General features: G+C 41.6%; 16 protein-coding genes. 8 read left to right on the top strand and 8 right to left on the bottom strand.

What is annotated here, in order from left to right:
* The first annotated feature begins 66 nt into the window (after positions 1-66).
* Positions 67-1,569 carry an outer membrane protein transport protein gene (locus tag NI464_RS12430; RefSeq protein WP_184413590.1) on the top strand — a complete coding sequence of 501 codons (1,503 nt, stop codon included), beginning with the start codon at positions 67-69 and terminating at the stop codon, positions 1,567-1,569.
* A 317-nt stretch (positions 1,570-1,886) separates the two neighbouring features.
* Positions 1,887-3,038, top strand: coding sequence for an OmpP1/FadL family transporter (locus NI464_RS12425; protein ID WP_005247011.1), 1,152 nt, complete (start codon positions 1,887-1,889; stop codon positions 3,036-3,038).
* Positions 3,039-3,097: 59 nt separating this feature from the next.
* Here NI464_RS12425 and thrH read toward each other — a convergent pair whose 3' ends face one another.
* Positions 3,098-3,715 (bottom strand): bifunctional phosphoserine phosphatase/homoserine phosphotransferase ThrH, encoded by a 618-nt coding sequence (gene thrH / locus NI464_RS12420; protein WP_195725022.1) that lies wholly within the window; start codon positions 3,713-3,715, stop codon positions 3,098-3,100.
* A 204-nt stretch (positions 3,716-3,919) separates the two neighbouring features.
* Here thrH and NI464_RS12415 point away from each other — a divergent pair, with 204 nt between their 5' ends.
* Complete coding sequence (locus NI464_RS12415; protein WP_224216883.1) at positions 3,920-4,654, top strand: phosphoadenylyl-sulfate reductase; 735 nt, start codon at positions 3,920-3,922, stop codon at positions 4,652-4,654.
* 462 nt (positions 4,655-5,116) lie between these two features.
* The gene (locus NI464_RS12410) at positions 5,117-6,499 is read left to right on the top strand and encodes a WS/DGAT/MGAT family O-acyltransferase (RefSeq protein WP_153566962.1); all 1,383 of its coding nucleotides are present in this window, start codon (positions 5,117-5,119) and stop codon (positions 6,497-6,499) included.
* Positions 6,500-6,707: 208 nt separating this feature from the next.
* Here the strand turns inward: NI464_RS12410 and NI464_RS12405 are convergent, their stop codons facing one another.
* The 6 genes from NI464_RS12405 to NI464_RS12380 form a co-directional block, all read right to left on the bottom strand.
* Complete coding sequence (locus tag NI464_RS12405; RefSeq protein ID WP_004646222.1) at positions 6,708-6,881, bottom strand: PA1571 family protein; 174 nt, start codon at positions 6,879-6,881, stop codon at positions 6,708-6,710.
* 132 nt (positions 6,882-7,013) lie between these two features.
* Positions 7,014-8,468, bottom strand: coding sequence for a ribonuclease G (rng, locus tag NI464_RS12400; RefSeq protein ID WP_004646221.1), 1,455 nt, complete (start codon positions 8,466-8,468; stop codon positions 7,014-7,016).
* Positions 8,469-8,507: 39 nt separating this feature from the next.
* Positions 8,508-9,074, bottom strand: coding sequence for a Maf-like protein (locus NI464_RS12395; RefSeq protein ID WP_253138732.1), 567 nt, complete (start codon positions 9,072-9,074; stop codon positions 8,508-8,510).
* On the bottom strand, positions 9,062-9,553 hold the full coding sequence (gene mreD / locus NI464_RS12390) for a rod shape-determining protein MreD (protein ID WP_004279364.1): 492 nt from the start codon (positions 9,551-9,553) through the stop codon (positions 9,062-9,064). The genes NI464_RS12395 and mreD overlap by 13 nt, the downstream gene beginning before the upstream one ends.
* On the bottom strand, positions 9,540-10,397 hold the full coding sequence (gene mreC / locus NI464_RS12385; protein WP_004279362.1) for a rod shape-determining protein MreC: 858 nt from the start codon (positions 10,395-10,397) through the stop codon (positions 9,540-9,542). The genes mreD and mreC overlap by 14 nt, the downstream gene beginning before the upstream one ends.
* Before the next feature lie 16 nt (positions 10,398-10,413).
* Positions 10,414-11,460 carry a rod shape-determining protein gene (locus NI464_RS12380; RefSeq protein ID WP_004279360.1) on the bottom strand — a complete coding sequence of 349 codons (1,047 nt, stop codon included), beginning with the start codon at positions 11,458-11,460 and terminating at the stop codon, positions 10,414-10,416.
* A gap of 132 nt (positions 11,461-11,592) precedes the next feature.
* Here NI464_RS12380 and gatC point away from each other — a divergent pair, with 132 nt between their 5' ends.
* The 4 genes from gatC (at position 11,593) to NI464_RS12360 (ending at position 15,653) form a co-directional block, all read left to right on the top strand.
* Complete coding sequence (gene gatC / locus NI464_RS12375; protein WP_004279359.1) at positions 11,593-11,907, top strand: Asp-tRNA(Asn)/Glu-tRNA(Gln) amidotransferase subunit GatC; 315 nt, start codon at positions 11,593-11,595, stop codon at positions 11,905-11,907.
* Positions 11,908-11,959: 52 nt separating this feature from the next.
* Positions 11,960-13,438: an Asp-tRNA(Asn)/Glu-tRNA(Gln) amidotransferase subunit GatA gene (gene gatA / locus NI464_RS12370; RefSeq protein ID WP_253138729.1), complete on the top strand. Its 1,479-nt coding sequence runs from the start codon at positions 11,960-11,962 to the stop codon at positions 13,436-13,438.
* Positions 13,438-14,919, top strand: a complete 1,482-nt coding sequence (gatB, locus tag NI464_RS12365; protein ID WP_247143966.1) for an Asp-tRNA(Asn)/Glu-tRNA(Gln) amidotransferase subunit GatB — start codon at positions 13,438-13,440, stop codon at positions 14,917-14,919. Before gatA ends, gatB begins: the two co-directional genes overlap by 1 nt.
* 86 nt (positions 14,920-15,005) lie before the next feature.
* Positions 15,006-15,653: a hypothetical protein gene (locus NI464_RS12360; protein WP_044111234.1), complete on the top strand. Its 648-nt coding sequence runs from the start codon at positions 15,006-15,008 to the stop codon at positions 15,651-15,653.
* A 122-nt stretch (positions 15,654-15,775) separates the two neighbouring features.
* Here the strand turns inward: NI464_RS12360 and NI464_RS12355 are convergent, their stop codons facing one another.
* On the bottom strand, positions 15,776-16,582 hold the full coding sequence (locus tag NI464_RS12355) for a hypothetical protein (protein WP_253138726.1): 807 nt from the start codon (positions 16,580-16,582) through the stop codon (positions 15,776-15,778).
* Between the last annotated feature and the right edge of the window lie 423 nt (positions 16,583-17,005).

Here is a 17,005-nt window from a genome sequence, read left to right as displayed (position 1 = left end):
TCCAAGAATTTAATAAGTGCAAACAACAACGCTAGATATAAATTTGTACCTCAAGGAAAGACGTAAATGAAATTAAAAACATTAACTACTGCAATGATTCTTGCAACTGTACCAATGACGGGTGCTTTTGCAGCAGCTTTAGATCGTTCAGGCCAATCTATTGCAGCCTTCCTACAACCAGGTAATTACTTTGAAGCAGGTATTTCTGTCCTAGACCCAGATGTATCTGGTAAAGAAGCTGGAACAAGTGATACTCGCCGTAATATTAGTGATATGGCGGGTGATTATTATTTTCCAAGTGCTGCTTTAAAATTTCAGCCAACCAGCAAATTTTCAGTTGGTATTTTATATGACCAACCGTTTGGAGCAGATGCTACCTATACAGGTAATAACGTATTTGTTTCCGATTCTACGAATACAATTTTAGCTCCTGACGCGTTAGCAGGAATTCGTCAAAATACAATTAATACCAACTTTAATGCGTTGACTCCAGAGCAAAGAGTTGGAGCGGCTTTACAAGCGCAGGGTGTTGACTTAACCACTCCAATTGGTCAAGCACAGTATACTGGGACTTTAAATGCGTATAATACTGTTGATGCAGTAAGAGCACAAATTGATGCTGGTGTACTTGCAGGGGTAACTGCACGCGTAGATGCTGGTTTAGCTGATGTCAACGGCTTATTAGGAACTGGTAGTACAAGCGTAGAAGTAGATACTCAAAATTTATCATTTATTGCAGGTTTCCAACCAACTGAGAATTGGAATATTTACGGTGGCGCAGTTTACCAAACGATCAAAGGTAATGTTTCATTACGTGGTCAGGCTTACAGCTTATACAATGGTTACGATACGTCTATTCCAGAAGATAGTTCTGTAGGTTGGTTAGCCGGTCTTGCTTACCAAATTCCTGAAATTGCATTAAAAGCATCTATTACTTATCGTTCTGAAATTGACCATGATGTTAATATGAATGAAAGTATTCCAACCTTACCAGCTTTAGCTTTGCTCCCAAATGGGGCAGCAGCAGCAGCAGCTATTGCAGCAGCAAGTGGTGAGACAAAAATTACTACTCCACAGTCTGTAAACCTTGATTTCCAAACAGGTATTATGGCGAATACTGTAGCTTTTGCGAATGTTCGCTGGGTTGAATGGTCTAAATTCTCAATTCAACCTTATAAATTTGGTCTAATATCAGAAGCAGTTGGCCCTATTGTGGATCGCCCAGATGGCTTCAATCTTGTTGAATATGAAGATGACCAAATTTCAGCAACTGTAGGTGTGGGTCGTAAATTTAATGATCTATGGGCTGGTAACGTATCTGTAGGTTGGGACTCTGGTGCAGGTAACCCTGTATCTACACTTGGTCCAACTGAAGGTTATTGGAATGTAGGCTTAGGTCTTCAGTACAGTCCAACACCAGCTACTTTCATCGCGGGTGGTGTTAAATACTTCATGTTAGGTGATGCAAAAGCACAAACAGGCGCGCAAGCTGGTAGTTCTGAATACGTCGCTGAATTTGAAGACAATAAAGCATGGGCATATGGCTTAAAAATGGGTTACCGTTTCTAAGATATCCTTAATAAAAAAACCACCTTCGGGTGGTTTTTTTAACTTTTTTACTCTATTTTTATTCACTTGCATATCATTCGATTATTTTAGCACCAATTAAAATTAACAGAACTTCAATCCTTTCACATTATTTAAAGTTAATTTAATCTGATATTTTTCATATATTTATACCAATAAAATTAGTATAAAAACTCTAATCAAGCTCTTTCCTTAACCGCCTTAGTTCATTTCTTCAACAGAGCTGAGTATTTACTCTTTTTAAAATTATGTTACTTTTCCTGCACATTTTTGTTACAGATGGCATCAGGGAACGTACCATGAAGCTCAATAAAATTTATTCTGCTATTTTACTTAGCACTTTACCTCTTTCTGCAGTTCAAGCAGCTGGCCTAGACCGTTCTGGTCAATCTATTTCTGCTTTTTTACAGCCGGGTAATTATGCTGAAGCAGGTATTACTGTGATTGATCCTAGCGTATCTGGAAAATCTATTCCTCAACTAGGTAATGAATCTATCAGCGACATGGCAGAAGACTACTACTTTCCATCTGCTGCTATTAAAGTTCAAGCAACTGATAAAATATCTTTAGGTCTGATTTATGATCAACCTTATGGTGCCGATTCAATTTATCCAACAAATAATGTAAGTTTTTCACAAGTAAATCCTCTTAGTACTCAACGAGAAAGCACTCAAGTAGAAGTAAAAACTAATAACCTTACAGCTTTAATCGGTTATCAACCAACTGAAAACTGGAATTTTTATGCTGGACCTGTTTGGCAAACTGTAGAAGCTAAAATTGCATTACGAGGTGCAGCTTATGGAAATTCGGGCTATGATATTAAACTTGATGAAGAAGAAGCTTGGGGCTGGCTTGCTGGTTTCGCTTATCAAATCCCTGAAATTGCTTTAAAAGCAGCTATTACTTATCGTTCAGAAATCGATCATGAGGCAAATTCAACAGAGAGTTTTGGATTTGGAACTATTGCATCGCCTCTTTCACCAGATGTTACAGCTACAACACCTCAATCTGTAAATTTAGATCTTCAAACAGGTATTGCAGCAAATACTTTAGCCTTTGCTAACGTACGCTGGGTAAATTGGAGCCAATTTGCAGTAACACCTAATTTATTAAAATTACGCTCAGGTAGTAATTTGATTGACTACTCAGATGATCAATGGTCTGCAAATGTTGGTGTTGGCCGTAAATTTAGCGACAAATGGTCTGGCTCTGCTTTAGTAAGTTATGACTCAGGTGCAGGTAATCCTGTAACAACACTAGGACCAACCGAAGGTTACTGGGGTGTAGGTTTAGGTGGACAATATAGCCCAGCCGAAAATTACTTTATTCAAGCAGGTGTTCGCTATATGTGGTTAGGTGACGCTGAGGCTAAAGCAGGCCCTAATGTTGTAGGAGAGTTCACCGATAACACTGCAATCGCATATGGCATGAAAATCGGTTACCGCTTCTGATTTTTTGATAGATTCAATAAAAAAGGCGCTTATAGCGCCTTTTTATTTACTTAAATTCTTTAAGCAGGGATATCACGCACTGAAGCATTACGAATTGCTTCTTTTAACGCATCATAACCACGAATTGGCGGGAATTGCGGGAATTCAGCAATCACGTTCTCAGGCGCATCAAATAGGAAACCATGGTCTGCCTCACCTAACATTGTAGTATCGTTATAAGAATCCCCTGCCGCAATCACACGGAAATTCAAACCATGCAGTGCTTTAACAGCCTGACGTTTTTGATCTGGCTGACGAAGTTTATAGGCTGAGATCATGCCCGCTTCATCCGTTTCCAGTTTATGACAGAAAATCGTCGGCCAATCCAGTTGCTTCATCAATGGATGTGCAAATTCATAGAAAGTATCTGAAAGAATAATTAATTGAAAATGCGTACTCACCCATTTCACAAATTCTTTTGCTCCTGGGAATGGACCCATTTCTGCAATCACTTCCTGAATATCGTTCAAGCCTAAACCGTGCTGTTTTAAAATATTCAGACGTTGGGTCATCAGTACATCATAGTCAGGAATGTCACGAGTCGTCACTTCAAGCTCTTTAATACCGGTTTTTTTGGCAAAGTTAATCCAGATTTCTGGAACCAACACACCTTCTAAATCTAGACATACGACTTCCATGAACATTCCCTCTAAGTTGTATTGAAAAAATTTTGCACTATCATAGCTGAAGAAACAGATTTTGCACTGTACTTTTTTAAATCTATTTTTTTAATAAGTATTTATTTTTTAGTGATAAGTCAATTAAATCAATTCTATTAAAATAGATGTGAAATTAACTAATATAGGCCATGTCCTTTCCAAGCCTATATCGCCAGGACTCTCATGACCATCATTCCTACTATTGATCGTATTGATGCGCTTGCATCTGAATATGCGGATAAATCGCCCAATGAAATTTTGGCACTTGCACTGGGCCAGCAAGGTGAAATTGCGATTTCATTTTCTGGTGCTGAAGATGTTGTATTGATTGATATGGCATCGCATCTCGGTAAACCGTTCCGGGTATTCAGTCTGGATACTGGCCGTCTACATGCAGAGACGTATCAGTTTATTGAACGAGTGCGTAAGCATTATAATATCGAGATTGAAATCTGCTTCCCTGAAACGGATGCAGTACAAAATTTAGTGACCACCAAAGGTTTATTCAGTTTCTTTGAAGATGGCCATCAGGAATGTTGCGGTATACGCAAGGTTCAACCGCTACGTAAAAAACTGGCGACGCTGGATGGCTGGATTACTGGTCAGCGCAAAGACCAAAGTCCGGGTACACGCAATGAAATTCCTGTGGTTCAGGCAGATTCAGGTTTCTCCGGTCCGGGAAAACAGTTGATCAAGTACAATCCTCTAGCCAACTGGTCCAGTGCAGATGTCTGGAGCTATATCCGTATGATGGAAGTCCCTTATAATGCCTTGCATGAAAAAGGTTTTGTTTCTATCGGCTGTGAACCTTGTACTCGCCCTGTGCTGCCAAATCAGCATGAACGCGAAGGCCGCTGGTGGTGGGAAGAAGCTACCCATAAAGAATGTGGCTTACATGCTGGCAATCTAAAAAAATAAAGTTAAGTTTTATCGTTCCTATTGATTGAAAGACTATTTTTTAATAAAGATAGTCTTTTTAATTGATAATTTTACATTTAGTGACAAGATATAAATTACCTTTTATCGGGATAATATTATTTTAATTAAAGAATTTATAAAATTTTAGTTCATTGATTTATTTGTATAAAATGTGAAATTGAACACAATGCTATTCTTTTAATAACACATAATTATTAAGTTACACTCCACTTCGCCTAGTGAATACCATTTTTAGAAAACTATTTTAAAACTAAAATTTTCACATTTCATAAACTTAGGAAGATATTTTGTTCTTGTCAATAGCCACTTTTTCACAGTTGAGGCAAGATAAAGCAGTTCATTTATATGCTAAAAAAGATATACTTTAAAAACTAAAGTAATAATTCTAACAAGGCCTTTTAGCAAAAAAGCCATAGAGAATGCAGTGAGGCAATCCACGCTATGCGTCCATTACATCCAATTGATTTTATTTTCTTAACTTTAGAGAAACGGCAGCAGCCTATGCATGTAGGTGGACTATTTTTATTCCAAATTCCCGACAATGCGCCAGCTTCCTTTATTCAGGATCTAGTCACGGATATCCAAAATTCGAAATGCTCCCCTATCCCACCTTTTAACAATTATTTAAACGGCCTGTTTTGGGATGAAGACCAAGAATTTGATTTAGATCATCATTTTCGTCATATTGCCCTGCCAAAACCGGGCCGTATCCGTGAATTGCTAACCTATATTTCTCAAGAACATAGTGCCCTGATTGATCGTGCCAAACCTTTATGGACCTGTCATATCATTGAAGGTATTGAAGGTAACCGTTTTGCCATGTATTTCAAAATTCACCATGCCATGGTGGATGGAATTGCCGGCATGCGTCTGGTCGAAAAATCACTTTCATTTGACCCCCATGCCAAGAGTATTGTACCGCCGTGGTGTGTAGAAGGGCCACGTGCCAAACGCCTGAAAGCACCTAAAGTTAACAGGTTTAAGAATGTCCTGCAGACCATTAAGGGGCAACTGGAATGTGCGCCACGAGTTGCTTATGAACTGTCGCAAACTGTCATGAAGGATATGGGACGTAATCCCGATTATGTGTCCAGCTTCCAGGCACCAAGCAGTATTCTGAATCAACGCGTCAGTGCTTCACGTCGCTTTGCAGCACAGTCTTTCGAGTTTTCACGCTTACGTCATATTTCCAAGGCATTGGGCGTGACCATTAATGATATTGTCTTGGCCATTTGTTCAGGTGCATTACGTGAATATTTATTATCGCAAAATGCCTTACCGAAAAAACCGTTAATTGCCATGGTTCCAGCTTCGGTTCGCAGTGATGACTCGGATGTATCCAACCGTATTACCATGATTCTAGCCAATCTGGGCACGCATAAAGAAGATCCGCTGGAACGTCTCAAGATCGTACGCCGTAGTGTACTGAGTGCCAAAGAACGCTTCAAACGCATGAATGCCAACCAGATTTTGAACTATAGCGCCTTTGTCTATGGTGCAGCAGGTCTGAACATTGCCTCCGGTTTAATGCCGACACGTCAGGCTTTTAACGTAATTATTTCCAATGTACCTGGACCACAAGAACCCCTTTACTGGAATGGTGCACGTCTTGAAGCACTTTATCCGGCTTCTATCGTACTCGATGGTCAGGCCTTGAATATCACCATGACCAGCTATCTAGACAAACTGGAAGTCGGCTTGACCGCATGTCGTAATGCTCTGCCGAAAATGCAGAACTTGCTGACGCATCTGGAAGAAGAAATTCAACGTTTTGAACTTATTGTAGATGGCGAACCTGTCCCAAAGTTACGGGCGGTAAGCTAGCCGCGGATGAATAAATAAGATAGATGGGCTGCCAAAGGTGCTGATCATTTTTGCCAGTCTTTGAGCACAGAATAAAGGGACCGATCTGGTCCCTTTTCTTTATTTTTTGGAATCTTTTTAAATTATTTTAGAAATTTTGGATGACTTCTCTATTTAAACGTCTATCCAAATCATTTTTTGACAAGTTAAAAACAATGCACAAATATAATCAGCTTTTAATAGTACGGCACTGTTGTAGTAATTGATGGCAGACGTTACGGATCATGCTCGCGGTAATCTGAACTTCATTACCGCGCTCATCGACGATATATCCCGCATGTACAGTCTTTGGTTCTAATACGTGTTTTAGGCCTTTATGGATTACTGCTTTACTCATACTCATCACACACTCCTTTTGCTAAGCCTGAAACTGGGAGAAACGGCTTTGGCTAATTCATGCATCTAGTATTGTAAATAAAGGCCCGGTTGTAAAATTTCAGATGTAACAAGTGTTTAACGATATTCTGTTACAATTTCAGCTGAGAATGATATCGTATTGCTCTTGCGTATACAGATTTTCCACTTGGAACTTAATCACACGATTAATGAAATGTTCTAGATCAGCGACTGCAGGCGCTTCTGCCGTCAATAATCGATCAATGACAGCAGGATGCGCGACGACAGTAAAGCCACTCTGTGACTCATAAGCACGGGCATAACGCAGAATTTCCCTAAATATTTCGTAACATACTGACTCGGCTGTTTTGACATAACCACGTCCCTGACAGGTCGGACAAGATTCACAGAGCAAATGTTCCAGCGACTCACGGGTGCGTTTCCGGGTCATTTCTACCAGGCCCAGTTCCGATACCTGAGTAATCTTGGTCTTGGCATGGTCACGTTCCAGCATGCGCTCAAACTGTTTCATTACTTCTTCACGATGCTGCGCTTCCTGCATATCAATGAAATCAATGATAATAATTCCGCCCAGATTACGCAGCCGTAACTGACGTGCGATGACATCGGTCGCTTCCATATTGGTTTTAAAAACCGTATCTTCCAGCGAACGACCACCAACATAAGAACCAGTATTGACATCAATCGTGGCCATGGCTTCAGTCTGGTCAATCATCAGATAGCCGCCGGACTTCAATGCGACACGAGTTTGCAATGCCTTTTGCAGGTCTTCTTCGACATTATACAAGTCAAAAATTGGCCGCTCGCCCGGATAATGCAGCAAACGGTCTTTCATATTCGGGACAAATTCTTCGACAAATTCCTGCAGCTTGGCATGAATTTCACGTGAATCCACGTAAATTTTAGCAGTTTCTTCATTGGCCAGATCACGAATCACCCGTTGCGGCAAAGGCAATTCTTCAAAGATCAAAGACGGTACTGCAATAATCTTTTGCTTGCGCTGGATATATTCCCAAAGCTTGGCCAGATAAGCCATATCCTGTGCAATGGCTTCTTCTTCAATCCCTTCTGCCGCAGTACGTACAATCACTGAACCTGGCAGCTTATGTTCTGCCTGAATCCGCTCAATGATCGAACGCAAGCGATTGCGCTCTTCCTCGGATTCAATCCGTTGCGATACACCGATATGATTGCCATATGGCATCAGCACCAAATAACGCGAAGGAATCGACAGATCGGTAGACAGGCGTGCGCCTTTGGTACCAAGCATATCTTTCATCACCTGAACCGTGAGGACTTGTCCCGGTTGAAGTAGCTCAAAGACATTCGGGGTTGGCTGATTGCGGGGCCAGACCATATCATTGATATGTAAAAACGCAGTACGAGAAAGTCCGATATCCACGAAAGCAGCCTGCATGCCGGGTAAGACCCGCACCACTTTTCCTTTATAGACATTCCCTACCAGGCCACGCTTGGCCGTACGCTCGACAAACAGCTCATTGACCGTGCCGTTTTCAATTAACGCGACCCGACATTCCATCGGCGTGACGTTAATCAACAACTCGTCAGACATAAATACACTCAAAACATTATAAGAATTTTTTTTCAGCAGTTAATTTAGTGCCTTAACCGTCTGTAATAACTGTACTGTTTCATATAAGGGCAAGCCCACCACATTGGAATAACTGCCCTGTATTTTTGGAATATAACGTGCAGCAATTCCTTGAATCGCATAAGCCCCGGCTTTACCCAGTGGCTCACCTGTCGCCCAGTAACTTTCCATATCTGCAGCGCTCAGGATTTGAAATTCGACCTGTGTGCGCACCACTATACTGTATTTTTCATGCTTTGTACGAACACAGACACCGCTATATACATCATGCCATCGACCGGAGATTTTTGTCCACATTTCAATCGCATGTTGTTTGGATTCAGGCTTACCCAGAATCTCCTGATCCACCCCCAGACTGGTATCCGCAGCAATGATGATGGCATCTGGATAATACTCAGCCACGGCATCTGCTTTGGCTCGTGCCAGACGTTCAACATAGGCTGCGACCGACTCGCCTGCTTGTACCGATTCGTCAATTTCTGGGCTGTGAATATCGAAGCTCAGCCCGAGTTGCTGTAACAACTCGCGGCGCCGGGGTGAGCTCGAAGCAAGAATTATACGCGCCATTTTTTGAGCACATAATAAATAGCAGGCCAAACCAGAATACTGGTCAGCATCGGAATCCAGTGCCTTGCATAAGAAAATTGCACGCCAGCCACAATCTGGGAAAAAAAGATCATTAGCAGATGCGCGACAATCGCCAGCCCCATAATCACCCAGAGATTATTAAAGGTCAGGATACGGCGCTCACGGGTTAGAAAGCGGGCTAAAAAGGCAATAATGATAAAGCTCAGCGCATTCAGACCCAAAGGTGCATCCAGCAGCAGATCAATAAAAATACCGGTACCAAAGGCAAACCAGATCCCACACCAGGTCGGCTGGCACAGCACCCAGAAAAGCATGATCATCAGCATAAACAGCGGACGCCAGCCCGAGAGATTATAGGAAAGTGGATAGACCATTAAAATAGAAGCCACAATCACCGAAATGACAATAGCCATTAAAGGATCACGATGCTTTCTGGATTTCATCTTAGCGATTGACATGCGGTTGCTCCATCGCTAATGAATCGGAAAATAACACCACCACATGATGTCCACCAGCCAGTTGGGCTGCAGGCGTGACATCAATCTGGGCAAATTCACCGGAATTATGCCGTTGTACTTTAGACACCTGCCCTACCAGATAACCTGCCGGGAAATGTTGTCCCAAGCCCGAACTATAGACTTTTTCACCAACCTTGATGTTAGCACTGGTCGGTACATATTCCATTTTTAAACGTCCCAGATCGCCCGTGCCCGAAACAATGGCACGCATTCCGGTATGTTCCAGGCGCACTGACAGTGAATGTTCTTTATCAGACAACAGCATGACCCGGCTACTATGCGGATAGACATTGATAATCTGCCCCATGATACCCTTGTCATCCAGTACCGTTTGCCCGACTTTCAGCTCGTTATTCGAACCCCGGTTGATCACGATAATATGCCGTAATGGATCGGCATCGGTGCCAATCACCTCGGCAATTTCAATACGTCCATCAATGATCAGTGGCGTGTCCAATAGACCGCGCAAACGGGTATTTTCAGCAGAAAGTTCAGAGATTTTTTGTAAGCGTACCTGTGCCTGTAACAGCTCGGCCTGCATCGCGGTATTTTCCCGACGCAATTGAGCTTCAGACTTGGTTTGTTGATTCAACCACTCTCGCGACAATACCGGATAGCTGGCCACCGCATAAATAGGATTATAAGCAGCGTACAGGACATCCCTTGCAGGTTGAACAACATGCGGCATGCGCCAATCAAAGAAAAGCACCACCAGGCATGTTACCAATGCAATGATAAAAGAGCGAAAAGATGGCGGTTGTCGAGAAAACAGATGTGCTTGCACCCGCCGAATCCTTTTCTTAGCCTACGAATAACATGTCATGATTTGGGTTGTCGAAAAATTCGAGTACCTTGCCGCCACCACGAGTCACACATGATAGTGGATCTTCTGCCACCACCACTGGCAAGCCAGTTTCTTTGGCAAGCAGCTTGTCCAGGTTACGTAGCAATGCACCACCACCGGTTAACACGATACCACGTTCAGCGATGTCCGAAGAAAGCTCAGGAGGGGTATGTTCTAAAGCAGATTTCACAGCAGACACGATGTTTTGCAATGGATCAGAAATCGCTTGGGTGACTTCGTCAGAATTAACCACGATTGCGCGAGGCACACCTTCTGCGAGGTTACGGCCACGAACTTCAATTTCAAGCGGTTTAGCACCTTCATCTGGCAACGCCATACCCACTTCTTTTTTGATCACTTCAGCAGTGGTTTCGCCGATCACACAGCCATGCGCTTTACGCACATAGTTAATGATCTGCTCATCAAAGACATCACCGCCAATCCGTAACGAATCTGCATAAACACAACCTTGTAGGGAAATGATTGCAATTTCAGTGGTACCACCGCCAACATCGACCACCATCGAACCACAAGCCTGCTCAACTGGCATACCTGCACCAATCGCTGCTGCCATTGGCTCTTCAATTAAACGTACATCACGTGCGCCCGCATTAAACACGGCTTCACGAATGGCACGGCGCTCAACCAGAGTCGATTTACATGGCACGCAAACCACGACACGCGGTGCCGGAGTAAATAAACGGTTTTCATGTACTTTGCGAATGAACTGATTCAGCATGGTCTCAGTGACTTCAAAATCCGCAATCACACCGTCTTTCATAGGACGGATCGCTGAGATATTGGCTGGGGTACGACCTAGCATTTGCTTCGCTTCAAGACCGACTGCCGCAACAATTTTATGTGAACCACTATGACGGATGGCTACAACCGTTGGTTCATTTAATATAATGCCTCGTCCTGGCGCATAAATAAGTGTATTTGCTGTACCTAAATCAATGGCAAGATCGGGCGAAAACAAGCCTATTAGTCGTTTTAGAATCACGGGGACGTTCTCAGTTAAACTTTATATGGACGCAAGGTCGCCACTTTAACTAAATGTGATGATTTGGACAAGTCAATCGCTTATCATAACGCATGATAATTTGAATTTTTTTAATACTGATTAGGTAATATTATGTCTACATCGGATGCACAGCATTCTGCAGATTTAAGTGCAGAAACAGTTTCAGCTATTGCCAACCTTGCAAGGTTATCTCTCAATGATACGCAATCTGCTGAATATGCTCAAAGTTTAAATAAAATTTTAGGCATGATGGAAACCCTGAAAGGTATCAATACCGACGGTGTTGAACCACTGAAAAGCCCTTTCGACCACCCACAGCCTTTACGTGAAGATGTCGTGTCGGAAAGCAATCATCGTGAGGAATACCAAGCAGTTGCACCTGCTGTACAGGACGGTTTGTATCTCGTCCCACGCGTGATTGAGTAATTATTACCCAGTTCATTCTTTTTATTAAATTAAACGTAAAGAATTATTTCTCATGACAGATTTACACCGCTTATCCATTCGTGAACTGACTGAAGGTTTGGCAAATGCTCAATTTTCATCCCGCGAATTGACTCAACACTATTTAAAGCGCATCGAAAAAATTGATGCACAGGTCAAAGCTTATGTGACCGTGACTGCTGAACAGGCATTAGCTCAAGCTGATGCTGCCGATGCTGCAATCAAAGCTGGCAATGCCACTGCCCTGACTGGCGTGCCCATTGCACATAAAGATATTTTCTGTACCCAAGGCATTAAAACCACAGCCGGTTCTAAAATGCTGGACAATTTTATCTCTCCTTACGACGCGACCGTTGTAGCGAAAGGTAAAGCTGCGGGCTTAGTCACACTTGGTAAAGTGAACATGGACGAATTCGCCATGGGTTCTACTTCCGAGTCTTCTTATTTTGGCTCGACCAAAAACCCTTGGGCACTGGATCACGTTCCGGGCGGTTCTTCAGGTGGTTCTGCTGCAGTTGTTGCTGCTGATCTGGCACCATTTGCAACCGGTACGGATACCGGTGGTTCAATCCGTCAGCCGGCTTCTTTTTGTGGTCTGACTGGTCTGAAACCAACTTATGGCCGTGTATCACGTTTTGGTATGATCGCGTATGCATCATCTTTAGACCAAGGCGGCCCGATGGCACGTTCGGCTGAAGACTGTGCTTATCTGATGAATGTCATGGCGGGTCATGATGCCAAAGATTCAACCTCAATGGACAAAGATGTTGATGACTACGTTGCCAACCTGAACGGGACTTCTGTAAAAGGTCTGCGTATCGGTATTCCTAAACAGTACTTCAATGTTGAAGGTCTGGATGCGGACGTTAAAGCACGCGTTGAAGAATCACTAAAAAAACTGGAAGAAATGGGCGCAATTCTGGTTGAGATTGATCTCAACATGACAGAAGCTTATGTTCCAACTTACTATCTGATCGCACCGGCTGAAGCATCTTCTAACCTGTCACGTTTTGATGGCGTACGTTATGGCTATCGCGCAGAAAATCCTGTGGACCTGATGGACCTGTACAAGCGTTCACGTTCAGAAGGTTTTGGTGCAGAAGTGCAACGCCGTATCCTGATTGGTACGTATGCCCTGTCTGCAGGTTATTACGATGCTTACTATGTAAAAGCACAGAAAGTACGTCGCCTGATCCAGCAAGATTTCCTTAAAGCATTTGAATCGGTCGATGTCATTGCAGCACCTTCTGCGCCAACGACTGCCTATAAAATTGGTGCAGATTTAACGCCAGTTGAAATGTACCTGGGCGATATTTATACGCTTGCGGTAAATCTGGCAGGTCTTCCTGCGATTAACGCGCCTGTCGGTTTTGACCAAAATAACTTGCCAGTTGGCTTACAGCTGATTGGTAATTACTGGTCAGAATCTCAATTGTTGTCTGTGGTACACCAGTATCAACAGGCCACCGATTGGCATACAAAACGCGCTGCAATTGCTGAGGAGAACGCATAATGGCTCAAGCTCAAAAATCGGCTAAACCAAAATCCAACCTGATTGATGGTTGGGAAGTCGTTATTGGTATCGAGATTCACACTCAGCTTGCCACCAATACCAAAATTTTTTCAGGTTCATCGACTGTTTTCGGTAATGATCCAAACACGCAAGCCAGCCTGGTTGATTTGGCTATGCCGGGCGTATTACCGGTATTAAACAAAGAAGTGGTTGATCTTGCGATTCGCTTTGGTTTGGGCATCGATGCTTACATCGATCAGGCGTCTGTATTTGCGCGTAAAAACTACTTCTATCCGGACTCTCCAAAAGGCTATCAGATCAGCCAGATGGACAACCCGATTGTGGGCTTGGGTCATATCGACATCCAGCTTGAAGATGGCACGGTTAAACGCATTGGCGTAACCCGTGCGCATCTCGAAGAAGATGCCGGCAAATCGATTCATGATCAGTTCGAAGGTATGTCAGGCATCGACTTGAACCGTGCTGGTACGCCGCTGCTTGAAATCGTTTCTGAACCGGATATGCGTTCGGTTGAAGAAGCGGTTGCTTATATCAAGGCAATTCACACTTTAGTGCGCTGGTTAGGTATTTCTGACGGTAACATGGCGGAGGGTTCGTTCCGTTGTGACTGTAACGTGTCGTTACGTCGTCCGGGTCAACCGTTTGGTACACGTTGTGAATTGAAAAACCTGAACTCATTCCGTTTCATTGAACAAGCGATCAATGTTGAAATTGAACGTCAAATGGAAATTCTGGACTGGAATGGCACCATTGATCAGGAAACGCGTCTGTTCGACCCTGTAAAGATGGAAACGCGTTCAATGCGTTCTAAAGAAGAAGCGAACGATTACCGCTACTTCCCTGACCCAGACTTGTTGCCTGTGGTGATTGCTGATGAGCAAATCGAAGCCATTAAAGCAACCATGCCTGAGCTTCCTGCTGCACGCCGTGCACGTTTCGTGGCGGACTTTGGTGTGACTGAGTACGATGCACACGTTTTAACGCTTACACGTGAAATGTCAGAGTTTTACGAAGAAGTTGTCGCTGCTGCTGGCGGCGCTGCACAAGGTAAAGTGTCTGCAAACTGGGTGATGGGCGAATTCTCAGGGGCGCTAAACAAAGCAGGCTTAGATTTGGCGGATTCTCCTGTATCTGCGGAAAAACTTGGCGGTATGATCGCGCGTATTGTGGATAACACGATTAACGGTAAGATCGCGAAGCAAGTATTCGGCTTTATGTGGGAAGAAGGCAAATCTGCGGACGAGATTATTGCTGAAAAAGGCTTGAAACAGGAAACTGATACAGGTGCGATTGAAGCGATTATTAAGGAAGTACTTGCTGCCAACGAGAAGATGGTTGAAGAGTATAAATCTGGTAAAGAGAAAGCTTTCAATGGTCTGGTTGGTCAAGTCATGAAAGCAGCAAAAGGTAAAGCGAACCCTGCGCAAGTAAATGAGTTGATGAAGAAATTGATTGGTTGATTTAAACCATTAATTTGAATAAAAAAGCCTCGATTTATCGGGGCTTTTTTATATACTAAAACATCATGATTATTTGAATAAAAATAATGGAATCAATCGATGTCATCGTAGCTCTTATTGGCATAGTAGTAGCAATATTCTCTATTCCTAAATCCTTACATGCAATCGGCGAACACAAACGTAAAAAGTTTAAGGACGAATTAGATAATTTTATCGAATATTTTGAAAAATTTTATAAAGCAGATGAAAGTAAGTATCCCAAATTATTAAGAGATAAAGCTGCTCAAAATATTACTCGCTCCAAAGATATGAATGCAGAATTACTTCACTATTTAATCAATTTACATGAAAAGGGTTTAGTAAACTTTGATCAAGCCACAGATCATTACTACTGGGGAAGTAGATTTCTTACATATAACAGCAATAATAATGTAATTACTTTTAAAACAAAGAGATATACCTCAAGTAATGTATCCAAGTTAAATTATGTCTTGTATGCTTGTTTCCTTACTTTAGCTATATTTACATTAGTTGGATGGATTGAGTTTTTAAAAGTAACTTGGTTCGATAATATAATTAGTATCGCACTGATTATACTTGCTACAAGATTCTTAAATACTGCCGATGATATGAAAGAAGCTTTAAATTTTCTCAAGCTGATGAAGAATAGTGCTGATAAAGATGAATCTAAAGAAATGAATGAAACTGATAGTTCTATCGATTTGGCATCCTGAACCCAACTCTGCACAAGTAAATGAATTAATGAAGAAATTGATTGGTTAATCTGATCTTTATTTAAAAGAAAAACCCGCGAAAGCGGGTTTTTCTTAGACTCAGTATTGCCAAATTTCATTATCTAAAACGGTAATTCATCATCATTACCTTTAATAATATTTTTAATTTTTTCATCATATTTTTTTGCATAATTCATCGAAATTTTTTCGTTAAATTTGATATAAAACTTTTCTTTTTCAAAAGAATAGCTAACTTCCTTGATCACAGGAATAGTCGCCTCAATCTCATTAAGTATGACAGATAATTTGTCTGGATATTGTATCTGATAATCAATCATTAAATTATCTGTGCTCAATATAGTATTTGATTCTAAATTGATATGATTCAAATTTTTAATTTGAGATTCCAAAAGAGTCATTTTATTTAAAAGTTTTTCTAAAGCCTCACTTTCACCAATAGGCTTATTCTCTACTTTAGCTACTTCAAACTTCCCGAAATAACTCAAAAAAGATTGATATTCTTCTTTTTGTGATGCCTCATAAGTTTTTATAATTTTCTTACTTAAATCATCAATAAACTTTTCAACTGTACTATGTCTTAAATCCTTTCTATATGGTTCATGCTGAATGTTACCGGTATCAAATGAATAATCTGTTTTATCATCTTTCACTATTACCACAGGTTTATTAAAAGCCAATCTCATTCCCAATTCAAACATGACATTTGCATTCTTATTACTTACATCACAAACAATAATTGCATCGTTGTAAATATTATTAATAATCGAACCATGAATAACTGTACTTTCCTCTGAATCACTTACAATTCTTGGTGTAAAGCCAGCTTTCTCAATTGCATTATGTAATATATGCCTTACATCAGACCAATGATCTGCTGTGTATTCTGATGACATCGTTGCTATCGGCATTATAATTCCACAGGTCAATCGTGTTTCTTTTTAATCTTTTTTAGCAACTTCTTCCCCACTTGAAATATCAACTTTTTTATTCATTATGTTTACCAATAACAGTTTTGTTAAATAATAACTAAAAGTTCATTAATTAACCACATACACTATCTTGATTCATACCCCTCACCCCCAACCCTCTCCCATAGGTAGAGGGAGTGTCATGTAATTAGATTAATACACGATGTTCCCTCTCCTTTTAGGAGAGGGTTAGGGAAAGGTAAATATTTAAATAATCCCCCTAAGTCCCCCTTTTTCAAAGGGGGACTTTACCAATACAATCAACCAAACACTGATCCTAGCCAAATAATTAGACAGCGGTTCCCTCTAAATTTTTCAAATATTCTTTTTCAAAAGCTTCGGGACTAACCCAGCCATTTGCAG

Source organism: Acinetobacter lwoffii (assembly GCF_024129685.1).
Taxonomy (GTDB): domain Bacteria; phylum Pseudomonadota; class Gammaproteobacteria; order Pseudomonadales; family Moraxellaceae; genus Acinetobacter; species Acinetobacter lwoffii_X.
Note: the sequence above shows the minus strand (reverse complement) of the source record. Positions and strands in the feature narration are given on the sequence as shown.